Here is an 11,418-nt window from a genome sequence, read left to right as displayed (position 1 = left end):
AGAAAATGCGTCTAACGAGCGTGCGCACCTTTGCAATTGCACCCGTGATACTCTCGATGATATCGGCGGCATCAGCCCAGGAACCGAATTTTAGCGCTTATGCGCAAGCCGCATTTCTCCCGTTTTTGAACGCAAACGATGGAGAACTCCGCCGTTCGCCGTCACTGGGTATTTCGTTTGGAGAGCGCTTCCATAGAGCCACGTTGGACACCGGATCTACAGGTGTGGTCGTTGGCGCGACTTCGATACCAAACATCGATCAGCTACCGAGAATTTCAGAAGGCCAATTGACCTACACCAGCTCGGGCCGCGTCATGCGAGGCCATTGGGTTCGCACCGCATTTACGATCGTGGGAGGCCGCGATAGCGCCGTTCAAGTGGAAGCGATGCCGGTGCTTGCCGTTGAGCGCGTTGATTGCTTGCCGCGGGCAAGAGATTGCGATCCAAACGAAGATGTCAGCCGAATTGCAATGATCGGTATTGGCTTTGCGCGCGAGGGAGACAGGCAAAGTCAAAGTACGCCAGACAAGAACCCGTTTCTGCATGTCGTCTCGAACAATTCCAGGCAACGGCATGGGTATGTTTTGACGGCCAGGGGCGTCTACGTTGGTTTGTCGGCCGTCAATACAAGCGGCCATTTCGAGTATGTAAAGCTCGACCGCAACAACGAAGATACCGATTGGTCGCCGATACCGGCTTGCATCTCGATTAATGGGAAGACGCCGCCGGCTTGCGGAACCCTTTTAGTGGATAGCGGGGTTGGTTCGGCATTTATGACGTTGCCACCGTGGCAGTCGTCCCAAGCAAAGCTTCAGCCCGGGGATCAGGTTGCCGTCGCGGTTTCGCGCGGACAATCCTCTCTACCGCTTTACAGTTTCAAGATTGATGATGGTCATCCGCTTACTCCCGAAAAAGTTCACCTGAGATTATCGCCGGATCGCACGTTTCTGAACACGAGTTTCCATTTCTTAAACGGCTTCGATTTTCTCTACGACGCTGACGGCGGCTATGTTGGATTTCGCCGACGTAGCACCGGAACTCAGGCAATTCGGTAGGCGAGGAACCATAAATGGGTGTGATGCATCGTTTCAGCTACGCTTTGATTTGTTCCGCTTGGACGATTATTCCGCAGATCGCTCTAGCGGACACCAGTCAAGTGATCAAATCCTGGCGCACAGATGCAGGATGGTTGACAGAGCTGCGGCAACACACCGATGGGGCTCGCGTGTGCGCGACCGGAAAAGCCTTCAAGGAGGGCCGACCCTTTGGTTTGTCGATTGTCAAAAGCGGTCCCGTGACGCTCATCACATTGGTAGATGAAAAGCAGCCGCCGAGCCGTGGGGGCAAGATGACGTTCTCCGATCAGGGTACGACATTTGGAGATTTATTCGTTACGCCTGCGGGTCCCGCTTTCGCAACGACGGAAGGCGAGAGCGAGCAGACGTGGAATACCATTAACAGGCTTCCAGCACAGCCGCTGTCGATCGGCATAGACGGTAGCGAGTACTCAGCAGATCTTACCGGCATCGACCAAGCGCGCGAGCAGCTCAAAGTATGCGAAACGGAAGCATCGCGTTGAACTGCGATGGCGTCAGTCCAGAACAGCCCAACGCTTGAACCAGGACGTCATCTGTTTCCATGCGTCCTTGGCGGCATCGGGCGTATAGCTTGGGCGGTAATCGGCATGAAAGCCATGTGGTGCGCCGGGATAGATCTTGAACTCAGCCGTTTTTCCGGCAGCAGAAAGCGCGGCCTTCATGGTTTCGACTTGCTCATGCGGAATACCCTGGTCGGCGCCGCCGTAAAGCCCGAGGACAGGGGCTTTCATTTCCGACGCAAGTTTGATTGGACTTTTCGGCCAGATCGCTTTTTGCGCGGCAGGATCGACAAGTGAGCCATAGAAAGCAACCCCGGCTTTGACGTTCGGGTTCGTCGCGCAATAGACCCAGACCGTTCGTCCGCCGCGGCAGAATCCGGCAATGCCGAGGCGCGAAGTATCGCCGCCTTGGCTCTTCGCCCAGCGGACCGTTGCGTCGAGATCGGAAATGAGCTGCGCGTCGGGCTTTGAATTGACGAGCGGGATCAGAGCCTGGATGTCGCTGATTTTCGCGAGATCCCCCAACCTGAAATAATAGTCGGGTGCGACCGCGAATGCGCCGAGCTTCGCCAACCGACGGACGACATCCTTGATGTATTCGTGCAGACCGAAGACTTCCATCGCGACCAGAATGACAGGCGGATTGGCAACGCCAGCAGGTTTGGCGAAATATGCCGGCATCGCACCGTCCGCTGTTTCGATCGTTGCGGCTCCGGCGTCGAGCCCTTCGGTGTCAGTGACAATCGCGGCAGCGCTGACCGGGCCGGCTGCGAGCGTGTAACCGGCGGCAGCGGCGGCCGACGTTGTCATGAAGCGGCGGCGGGAGAGCTTCGCGCGCCGGATGAGCCCGATTAGGTCGGATGCAAGATGATCGCTGGCGCGCATAATGGCCTCCCTATCGAGATGCGACGGCCCGATGGCTCGGTGTCGCGATGATATATCGATCTCGATGAAGGGGAAACGACGTCCAGCGCCACGGCTATCGGCTTATTTCTGTGCCGTGTCGCGGGGATGCTTGCCGTCTTCCGGCGTGATCACAACCGTCGACGTCCGTCCGGCGACCAGACGGACGCCCTCTGGCACGTGGTCAAGTGCAATGCGCACGGGAATACGCTGCGCCAAACGAACCCAGCTGAATGTCGGGTTGACGTCGGCCAGCAAGTTCGAGCCGGCACTACGGTCGCGATCCTCGATGCCTCCGGCAATGCTCTGAACATGGCCCAGGATCGGTCTGTCCTCACCCATCAGGTGTACGACGGCTTTGTCGCCGACTTGGATGAGCGGCAACTTAGTTTCTTCGAAGTAGCCTTCGACGCGCAGGGAATCATTGTCGATCAGGGCCGCCACGCCCTTGCCCGCGGTGACATAGTTGCCGGGCTGCAGGTCGAAGTTCGTGATCGGGCCGTTGACCGACGCGCGGACTTCCGAACGCTCCAGGTTGAGCTTCGCGAGGTCGCGATCCGCTTCGGCTTTATGTAAATCCGCTTCAGCCTGCGCCTGCGTAGCGATCACCTGTTCGACCTTCTGATCCGAGACAGAAAGATTCGTCAGATTTTTATAGCGCACCAGATCCTTTTGCGCGGCTTCGAGTGCCGCCTTGCGGCCCTCGACATCGGCTTCAGCCTGCCTCAGCGCAAGAATATAACGGTCGCGGTCAATCTGAAACAGAACGTCTCCCTTGTGGACGATCTGGTTGTCGCGAACCATCACTTTGGTCACGAGCCCGGAAACGTCCGGTGCAATCTCGACGACGTCGGCGCGAACGCGGCCGTCGCGTGTCCAGGGTTCGAGTTCATAATGAACCCAAAGCAGCCAGCCGGCGAATACGGCAGCCCCGACGAGCGCAAGTGTCGTGCCGTAGCGTATGAAGGTTTTTAGGCGTGGGTTCATGACTGAGCCTGAAAGAGGAAGAGGACAGTCGCGCAAAGAATGCAAACAAACATTGAAAGATTGAAGAGCGACCTATGCCAGATGTACTGATATGCGCCGACGGCGCGGAGGACGCGCGAGACCGCCACCATAACGACATACGAGATGACGGAGCACGCGAGAACGGACGGCACGAAGATGCCAAACAGACTGATTTCCTCGTTCATTGCGCAGCCTCGAGCAAGACCGGAGCGTGGGGCAAATGAGGAGGCGAGCGGTCCGGGAAGAGGCTGCGCCGCAGGCCGACGAGGCCAAGCAACGCCGAGCGCGCAGACGCGCCATGCTCGTTTCGAACGACCGCCAGCGCGCGATTGACCGCAGCAAGAAGCAAGTCCGGCGCCGGCACCGTGGACTTGTTCTGATAATAGCGCTTCAGCATGAGAAGCACGGCATCGATGCGGCGCCGCGAGTAAGGCGTAAGCCCGATACGCGATCGCCGGAGATCAAGAATGTTGAAACCTTCTCGCAACTCTCCGATCGCGCCAGGAATCCGGTGTCCTGCAGCTTTCGCTCGCGGTGCGAGAAGAACAAGACGGTCGAGCATGACGCCGGTCAGCCGCGCCTCGTCGCGTGCGGTCTGAGCATCTGCGATCTCCGCCAGCGTCTCCTTGTTGGCGACCGCGAGTCGGCGAATACTCCATTCGGCGCCAAGTGTACGCAGCATCGAAGCCGTCGTCGCGGCAAGGATGACGCCAACAGACGTAGCGATGCTGCTGTTCCAGAACGTCGACGTGTCGACCGCAAAAGTCACCTGCAGGCCCATCATCGCAGCCACACAGATTGCCAAAGCGAGCCCCATGAATAACGTTTCGGGTTTCGAAATGCATAACCCGAAAAAGACGAGAGCCGGAGCCAGCACAAGCGCGAGCGTTTCAAAGTTGTGAACGTGAGGAAGAATGCCGAAGACGTATAGCGCTGCAATGCCGATAGAAACGACGGAGCACTTCGCGAACATGACGATAGACGGCACCGGATTATCTTGCGCCGAGAACAGATTGCCGGCCACGGCAGCCATCAACACCGCATAGCCGCCCTCCGGCCAGGATAGCAGGATCCAAAACGTGCAGCAGACGGAAATCGTCACGAAGCTGACGATCGCAGACAACATCGCAAGGCCGTGATCGTAATGATGGACCAGCGCCGCCCGCTCAGCGATAGGATAGGTATACGGTCTCGATATATGATCGGGCGCCTGCTCAACGCTCCTTAGAATGTCGAGGCAATCCCATCGGATCGCGGCAAGGTCGCCCAACCGGATAAGAAGGCTAAGCTCCACCAGGTCGTGCCAGCTGCGATGAGCGCGGGTTGAGTCGACGCAGGCCTCCATATCGCTTCTCAAGCGATCGAGCTCTTCGGCATCGGTTCCGCCGGCGGCAAGCCATTTATCCATCCGATCGACAAGCTGCTGTGCCGCGCGCGATGGGCCACCTAGCAAGGAAAGCTCATGAAGTCGGTCCGCGATCGAGGACAGAATGGGAATAAGCATCAGCATGCGCGGCCGGACATCACGAATGAGTCGCAGGAACTCCGGGTGACCACCCGCATCATAAATGAGGTGCGTGCTGAGATTTTCGATTTCGCCTGTATCACCTGCGAGCTTCAGCCGGTGCCGGTCGGGCTCGGCTCCGGTCCGCAACTGCAGCGCATCGCGGGCGCTCAAGTCCGCGTTGGCAAGCCAGGCCTTGAGTCGCTGTGCGATTACCGGCGCAACAGGGCGCGGCAAGATGATGCTTGAGACGACAGCGGCACATAGAATGCCCACGATGATCTCTTCGGTCCGCGCCAGCGCCACGTCGAAAATCGTGCCCGGTACGTCCACCGTCGGAAAGCCGATCAGCGCTGCAGTGTAGCCTGCAAGCATGAAGATGTAGCTTCGCGGCGTGCGGTCGAGCATGGCGATATAAAGACAGCCTGCGGACCAAAGACCCAGAGCGATGATCAGCAGGATCGGGGTGTTGACGAGATTGGGCACCATCGCGATAGCGGCTGATGCACCAAGCAACGTACCGATGACGCGAAAGATAGCTTTAGATCTCGTCGCGCCCGATAGCGGGTTTGATGCGATGTAAACCGTTGCGATCGACCAATAGGGATTAGGCAGCGGAAGCCACAGTGCGATCAGCAGCGCCAGTAAGGCGGCAATCGTCGTCTTAAACGAAAAAATCCACTGCTGTAGAGCCGGGAAGGCCATCGCACATCCTGTTTGAGAGCAACTAAAACGAGGTTTGACGAATTTCGATCTTGAACATTGCCCTCAACTAGGTATAAATGACTTCGCGGTCACTTTTGTCAAGACAAACGCTCAACGCTGATAATGCGTGGGGCGCATAGGTATCCATCCAAAATCGAGTGCGTGGCCGCATAAGCCGATTCACGAAGTGAGGCGACATGCAAAAAAGTACACAATCCGCCGTCACCAATCTTGTCCGCAACGACCCGCCGGTCATTCGCCGACGCGGAGCCAGCCCGGAAAAGACCGCCATGACGCGACAGTCAATCGTCGATGCGGCGCTGGCGGAGTTTCTGGAAAAGGGGTTTGCGAACACCACCATCGAGACTGTGGCGAAGCGCGCAGGCGTCGCAAAGGGCCTGATCTATCGCTATTTCATCGCCAAGGAAGCACTGTTCTCGGCCGTCGTGCAGCAAGAAATTGTAAACGCTCACATCGATACGGACGACGCCAAGCGCGCGCCGAACGAGAGTGTCGAAGATTTTCTCCGCCGGACGCTTGTCGTTTCGATCCACCAGATCGAGAAGAAGAGCCGTGCGGATATCGCCCGTATGGTCATCACGGAGGGTGTGCGTTTTCCGGCCATTGCCGAGATCTACCGGCGCGACGTCATCGAGCCGCTCCTTCAGAAGGTGAAGCGGCTGGCCATGGCTGCGCGGAAATCAGGCGAACTCAAGGATGATCGTCTAGTCAAAAACCCGTACTTGCTTTTGGCGCCGGTCTGGGCCGGTATCGTCATCAACAAGTTTCTCGATCGGGCGCATCCGGTCAATATCGGTGAATTGTTCGAGACGCAGCTCGACTTGATCTTCGCGAAAGAGGCGGCTTGATGAATGGGGGCCGCCTTGCAGCGTTGTGTTAAAGAAGCGACCACTGTCCGGCGACTACCGCCCACGTGAAAATGACTGCATTGGTTGTCATGTGTGCCGCGATCGCGTCGCCGATCCGGCCTCGGCGGATCATCAACAGCGCGTAAAGCGCACCGGCCAATGCTGCCGCAAGCCACCGGTCGTGCATCAGACCGAACAAGCTCGAAGAGACGACGAGGGCAACGAGTCCGAATGCCCGAAAATCGACTGTCTCGAATTTTGCCGCCTGTAGGACGCGGTAGACATATCCGCGGAACGCCAGCTCTTCCGCGATCGGAACCATGATGATGGTGCCGAGGCCTCTGAACGCGAGCCAGAGAGCGACCATGATCGGCGAGAATTCCGAAAGCGACTGCTCCAGCGGCGTGTGGCTGCCGGCACCTGGGTCAGTCGCGATCCACAGCACACCCGCCATCCCGCCAATCAAAACCGAGACAGCATCCGGAGTGCTCAGCAGCTGCTTATAGACGTTCCGGAAGGCATACAGCGCCGCAAACACTGCAATGACTTTAATAGGATAAAGCAGATAGTCGTGAGGCGCCGCAATGCGCGTCACGATTTGACCGGCCATCAGCGCGATAAACGGTGCAAGAAAGATAAGCGCTGGATTGGAATCGGCGGCTTGTCGAGCACGCGCCGCGTTTGCTGCATTTGACATCGCCGCTGCCATGATCGGTGATCTCTTACCGAAGAAAGCGAGCTTCTGCGCAACCGTCATGATCGTGATTGCGATGAGTAAGAAGCTGATCCAGCCGAACTGCGAATGAAATCCTCCGAGCGCGATATCCGGCGAAAAGTTCGCTCCAATGAAGACCAGCAGCGCAATCCGCAGGCTGTTGAGGAGCCAGATTGCGCCCATCGCCAACGGGAACAGCAAAAGGACGTTGGGAAATTTCAGCGAGCGACGGAAGATCAGGATATATCCTACGACGAACAGTGCGATCAGCATCATGCCTTCGTAACCGGAACATGCCGCAAAGATCCTGACGCTGAAATCGCCGGCGCCGAGAATGCGCGTAGCCGGGTCCATGAAAGCGCTGTGATCGAAGTGCTTGAGGATCCAGTACGACAACTGCAGGGTGGCGTCAGAAAGCTCAGCCCAATTGTCTTCCGATAATAAACTGCCGCGCTCTCTATCGAGGGTTGCGCCAGTGACATATCCCAAGAGACCCAGTCCGAGCGCCAGCATCAGTTCCGGTTTGCAAAACGTTACGATCTCTCGCCAAAAGCCTAGCGGCGCAGCGACAAGGACGAGCGACGTTATCGCCGTCAGGAATAACGCCGAATAGAGATAAGCAAGAAAGGCATCAGCGCCTGGAGGAGCCTGGGCGAGGAGTCCGCGCGCGAGAAAAGCGGCCAACATCGCAGCCGCGCTGATTGCAGCTGTCGCTGATATCTGCACCGGGTCTGCATCTTGATTGAAGGCTGCGAGGATCGCGCTGCGCTTGGACCAGCCGACAACCACAAAAATTGCGGCCACTAGCAGAAGTATTTTCGGAACAGCTTGGACAACGCCGACAACTGGCCAGATGCCCCAGACATCCGGAAGAGGTGTAAAGAGTCGGATCGTCAGCATTTCGACGACGACAAGCGCCATCGTCGACACAATTCGAACCGAGGGCCAAGCGGGATGAGAGGCAGCTTTCAACATGCGAAGCATGCCTGCCATGCGATGGCAGAGGCTGCCAGATTATCGCTACTGTGTTTGCTGCATGCGGCGATAGACAATGGCGCCGACGCTAAGGAGAAGCGCGATCGCCGCGACACTGCTGGCGGCATTGATTTCCGGAGCCGGGTGCGGGCCTCCGGGATCGCCTGCACCGCCACCGCCGACGCAGTGCCAAACGACGATGAAACAATCGACCACAAATTGCATGGACGTCTCCTACGCAAACACATGTTGAAGCGACTAAAACGGGTGCCGTGCTCCATCAAGAACAACGTAAACAGGTGGTTAATGTCGCGGCGGAATTGTCCCATGATAGGAGTCTCGACGTCGCCTTCGCTCGTTGAAATCCGCCTCTGCATTGCACAAGAACTCGTTCCGAAAGGGCCTGAATGGAAATTGGCGTAGACAGTTTTGCAGCAATCATGCCAGAGGCTGCGACCGTCGGGACTTTGTCTCCGACAGACCGATTGGCGAATTTACTGGAAGAAATTGAAGTCGCGGATCGCGCAGGCCTCGATGTCTTCGGCATTGGTGAGCACCACCGTCCCGAATTTCTCGATTCGGCTCCCGCGATCATCCTTGCGGCCGCCGCATCTCGTACCAAATCGATACGACTGACCAGCGCCGTAACAGTGTTGAGCGCCGCCGACCCCGTTCGCGTGTTTCAGGAATTCGCCACGCTCGACCTGATATCGAAGGGACGCGCCGAACTCGTCGTCGGGCGCGGGTCCTTCGGAGAAGCCTATCCGCTCTTTGGGATGCGCTTTGAAGATTATGACGCTCTTTTTGCTGAGAAGATTGAACTGCTCCTGAAGATACGGGAGAGCACAAATGTAAATTGGTCGGGAAAGTTCCGCCCGGCGCTTTCCGGCCAAGGCATCTATCCACGCCCCCACCAAGATGTGCTGCCTGTGTGGATTGGCGTCGGCGGTACGCCGAGATCGTTCACCCGCGCCGGAGAACTCGGTCTGCCGTTAATGGTCGCTATCATTGGTGGCGAGTTTCGTAGATTTCGCCCGCTCATTGATCTTTACCGCCAAGCCTACGCGCGCGCCGGCCATCCTCCACAACATCTGCGTGTCGGCGTCCATGCGATGGGCTTCGTTGCGGATACCGCAGACCAAGCGAAAGATACCTTTTTTCCGGGCTGGGCGCGGATGTTCACGGACATTGGACGGGAGAGGGGCTGGTCACCGGTTTCGCGCGCGCAGTTCGAAGCGATGTGTGGACCGGGCGGCGCTTTCCTGATTGGTGATCCGGCCACAGTCGCAAAGAAAATCGTCGAGGCGAGCGAGGTCCTCGGTCGCGTCGATCGTTTCACATTTCAAATGAGCTCTGCATCGGCGGAATACGTTGCGATGAGGAAATCGATCGAGCTTCTCGGGACGGAAGTTGCGCCGGTGGTTCGTACCTCACTCGCGAAGTAAATGTGATTAAGCGTGGTCGCGATGGTGTGCCCGCGTTCGTTGAAGACAGTGAAAAAATGAAAGGAACGCCCTTTGATCAAAGTCAGCGTCACGTATCCGAACACGCCAAATGCCCGGTTTGACCACGACTATTATCGCGACAAGCACATGCCCATGGTGAAAGCAAAGATGGGCGATACCTGCAAGTACTATACGGTCGATAGAGGCATTGCTGGCGCAGCTCCCGGTACGCCGCCCACCTACATCGGCATGTGCCACATTTTCTGTGACTCCGTAGAGGCGTTTCAGTCAGGCTTCGGGCCGCATGCGCGTGAAATCCTGGCGGATATTCCCAATTACACCGATCTCTCGCCGGTTCTGCAGATCAGCGAAGTCGAGGTTGGGTAAATAGCGCCAGCGGCGCGGGCTTTAGTCAGTAAGCGTCCTTGAAGACGTCCGAAAGCGAATTCGGAACCCACGGCTTGTTTGCCGGTGGTGGGGCTGGCGGCGGCGCCTTGGTCGCCGCTGGCGCTGGCGCAGCTGACGGCGGTGTCTGCACCGGCTGTGCAGACTGCGGCGGCGGCGCTCCAAGAAAAAACAAGATAGGCGGCGGCGGCAGATTGGGTTCCCCAGGAACGCCGGTCGGTTGTGGTGCCGCGGCCGCCGTCATCTGATTGTTCTGCGGTGCTCGCCGTTTCTGCGCGACGGCTTTCTTCCGCTTTGTGGGCTTGTCCTGTTTTACTTTTGGTGCCACTGCGGCTGACGCATCCTCATTCTCGTTCTCAGCGATGCTTGCCCGATTGCTTCTGTCAGTCATGACATCCGACATCGCGAGTTCGGCACGAAACGAGCCGTCTGGCGATCGAGGCAGGCTGCCAGCAACATAGGGCTGGCTATCGAATGGGAAACGCCACTTCGCATCGTCATCGGCAGCGATTTGTGGAACTGCCATCCTGCTCGTCTCTTGATCGCCGCCAACAGTTGGTGTTTCAGATTGCTCGGCCTCGGTTGAAATTTGGCTCGCGTCGCGATCGATCGGTAAAGGCGCGAGCGTGGGCAAAGGTGGAAGAGCCGGCGTCGCCGTCTGCATGCTGAGAGTGATGGCATTCGAGAGCAGCCTATCGCGAAGGTTCTGTGCAAAGGCGAGTCTTTGATCGAGGTCGAATGCCGGTGGTGGCGGCTCAGGTGCGACAGCTCTAGCGTTCTTTATTGGCTGTTGCGGACGGTCGAGCGTCGAAAGAAGAGCGAGCGAGACGAGGAATGCGGCGACCGCGAGCTTTGTAATTTGTTCTTTGACGCTATAGCGCCGCCAAAGAGCGGGAAGATCATAAAGATGTGTGCGAAGGCCGGCGAGGTGAGCTTTGATTGCGTTGGCGTACGGTGCCAGCGCTGCAGCCGATTGTGCATAAAGCAGCGCAAGCTTGGCGCGGAAGTCGCGCTCCGGTTCAGGCTCTTCCGTAAGCTCTGGAAAGCGCGTTGGATTGACGAGAAAGACCGGCAGATCGTTCGTGTGCACTCCAGTCGGACGCTCATTCTGATGCCGCAACAAACGCGTCTTACGCAATCGTCGCGCCGCAATCGCAATATCGTGAGTATGCGTTTCGCCAACCACGACCGAGGCGTCCCCAGTTGATATAAATGCTCAATTCGCGAACAAATTAGGAGAAAATTCGAGGCTCTCTCTTCAGCCTTAGACAGACGAATTCTCTTGCGCAGAC

General features: G+C 57.6%; 12 protein-coding genes. 5 read left to right on the top strand and 7 right to left on the bottom strand.

Features of this window, described 5'->3' with window-relative positions; genetic code table 11:
• Nucleotides 1–20 precede the first annotated feature (20 nt).
• Together RLW41_RS05415 and RLW41_RS05410 are read left to right on the top strand one after the other, a co-directional pair.
• On the top strand, nucleotides 21–1,055 hold the full coding sequence (locus RLW41_RS05415) for a hypothetical protein (RefSeq protein WP_414463821.1): 1,035 nt from the start codon (nucleotides 21–23) through the stop codon (nucleotides 1,053–1,055).
• A 215-nt stretch (nucleotides 1,056–1,270) separates the two neighbouring features.
• Nucleotides 1,271–1,579 carry a hypothetical protein gene (locus tag RLW41_RS05410; protein WP_414463820.1) on the top strand — a complete coding sequence of 103 codons (309 nt, stop codon included), beginning with the start codon at nucleotides 1,271–1,273 and terminating at the stop codon, nucleotides 1,577–1,579.
• A gap of 12 nt (nucleotides 1,580–1,591) precedes the next feature.
• Here the strand turns inward: RLW41_RS05410 and RLW41_RS05405 are convergent, their stop codons facing one another.
• From RLW41_RS05405 to RLW41_RS05390, 4 genes are all read right to left on the bottom strand, one after another.
• Nucleotides 1,592–2,482: a dienelactone hydrolase family protein gene (locus RLW41_RS05405; RefSeq protein WP_414463819.1), complete on the bottom strand. Its 891-nt coding sequence runs from the start codon at nucleotides 2,480–2,482 to the stop codon at nucleotides 1,592–1,594.
• Between the two features lie 102 nt (nucleotides 2,483–2,584).
• Nucleotides 2,585–3,487: an efflux RND transporter periplasmic adaptor subunit gene (locus tag RLW41_RS05400; protein ID WP_414463818.1), complete on the bottom strand. Its 903-nt coding sequence runs from the start codon at nucleotides 3,485–3,487 to the stop codon at nucleotides 2,585–2,587.
• Complete coding sequence (locus RLW41_RS05395; protein WP_013949329.1) at nucleotides 3,484–3,693, bottom strand: DUF1656 domain-containing protein; 210 nt, start codon at nucleotides 3,691–3,693, stop codon at nucleotides 3,484–3,486. The genes RLW41_RS05400 and RLW41_RS05395 overlap by 4 nt, the downstream gene beginning before the upstream one ends.
• On the bottom strand, nucleotides 3,690–5,717 hold the full coding sequence (locus tag RLW41_RS05390) for an FUSC family protein (protein ID WP_414463817.1): 2,028 nt from the start codon (nucleotides 5,715–5,717) through the stop codon (nucleotides 3,690–3,692). The genes RLW41_RS05395 and RLW41_RS05390 overlap by 4 nt, the downstream gene beginning before the upstream one ends.
• 197 nt (nucleotides 5,718–5,914) lie before the next feature.
• On the opposite strand from RLW41_RS05390, the gene RLW41_RS05385 reads away from it, so the two are divergent.
• The gene (locus RLW41_RS05385; RefSeq protein ID WP_409560908.1) at nucleotides 5,915–6,586 is read left to right on the top strand and encodes a TetR/AcrR family transcriptional regulator; all 672 of its coding nucleotides are present in this window, start codon (nucleotides 5,915–5,917) and stop codon (nucleotides 6,584–6,586) included.
• Nucleotides 6,587–6,614: 28 nt separating this feature from the next.
• Here RLW41_RS05385 and xrtE read toward each other — a convergent pair whose 3' ends face one another.
• Both xrtE and RLW41_RS05375 read right to left on the bottom strand, forming a co-directional pair.
• Nucleotides 6,615–8,276, bottom strand: a complete 1,662-nt coding sequence (gene xrtE / locus RLW41_RS05380; RefSeq protein ID WP_414463816.1) for an exosortase E/protease, VPEID-CTERM system — start codon at nucleotides 8,274–8,276, stop codon at nucleotides 6,615–6,617.
• A 45-nt stretch (nucleotides 8,277–8,321) separates the two neighbouring features.
• Nucleotides 8,322–8,501, bottom strand: a complete 180-nt coding sequence (locus RLW41_RS05375; protein ID WP_409560906.1) for a hypothetical protein — start codon at nucleotides 8,499–8,501, stop codon at nucleotides 8,322–8,324.
• 182 nt (nucleotides 8,502–8,683) lie between these two features.
• Here RLW41_RS05375 and RLW41_RS05370 point away from each other — a divergent pair, with 182 nt between their 5' ends.
• Complete coding sequence (locus RLW41_RS05370; RefSeq protein ID WP_414463815.1) at nucleotides 8,684–9,721, top strand: LLM class flavin-dependent oxidoreductase; 1,038 nt, start codon at nucleotides 8,684–8,686, stop codon at nucleotides 9,719–9,721.
• Nucleotides 9,722–9,793: 72 nt separating this feature from the next.
• Entirely contained in the window at nucleotides 9,794–10,108 is a 315-nt protein-coding gene (locus RLW41_RS05365; protein WP_414463814.1) for an EthD family reductase, read from the top strand.
• A 25-nt stretch (nucleotides 10,109–10,133) separates the two neighbouring features.
• Here RLW41_RS05365 and RLW41_RS05360 read toward each other — a convergent pair whose 3' ends face one another.
• The gene (locus RLW41_RS05360) at nucleotides 10,134–11,312 is read right to left on the bottom strand and encodes a hypothetical protein (RefSeq protein WP_414463813.1); all 1,179 of its coding nucleotides are present in this window, start codon (nucleotides 11,310–11,312) and stop codon (nucleotides 10,134–10,136) included.
• Nucleotides 11,313–11,418: the final 106 nt, after the last annotated feature.

This window comes from Hyphomicrobium sp. DY-1 (assembly GCF_047497105.1).
In the GTDB taxonomy this organism is placed as follows: domain Bacteria; phylum Pseudomonadota; class Alphaproteobacteria; order Rhizobiales; family Hyphomicrobiaceae; genus Hyphomicrobium_B.
This window is presented reverse-complemented; position numbering and strand designations above follow the sequence as displayed.

Bases quoted from the DNA above. Each gene is read 5' to 3' on its own strand.
- RLW41_RS05405 (WP_414463819.1), bottom strand. From the start codon at position 2,482: ATGCGCGCCAGCGATCATCTTGCATCCGACCTAATCGGGCTCATCCGG.
- RLW41_RS05400 (WP_414463818.1), bottom strand. From the start codon at position 3,487: ATGAACCCACGCCTAAAAACCTTCATACGCTACGGCACGACACTTGCG.
- RLW41_RS05395 (WP_013949329.1), bottom strand. From the start codon at position 3,693: ATGAACGAGGAAATCAGTCTGTTTGGCATCTTCGTGCCGTCCGTTCTC.
- RLW41_RS05390 (WP_414463817.1), bottom strand. From the start codon at position 5,717: ATGGCCTTCCCGGCTCTACAGCAGTGGATTTTTTCGTTTAAGACGACG.
- RLW41_RS05385 (WP_409560908.1), top strand. From the start codon at position 5,915: ATGCAAAAAAGTACACAATCCGCCGTCACCAATCTTGTCCGCAACGAC.
- xrtE (WP_414463816.1), bottom strand. From the start codon at position 8,276: ATGTTGAAAGCTGCCTCTCATCCCGCTTGGCCCTCGGTTCGAATTGTG.
- RLW41_RS05375 (WP_409560906.1), bottom strand. From the start codon at position 8,501: ATGCAATTTGTGGTCGATTGTTTCATCGTCGTTTGGCACTGCGTCGGC.
- RLW41_RS05370 (WP_414463815.1), top strand. From the start codon at position 8,684: ATGGAAATTGGCGTAGACAGTTTTGCAGCAATCATGCCAGAGGCTGCG.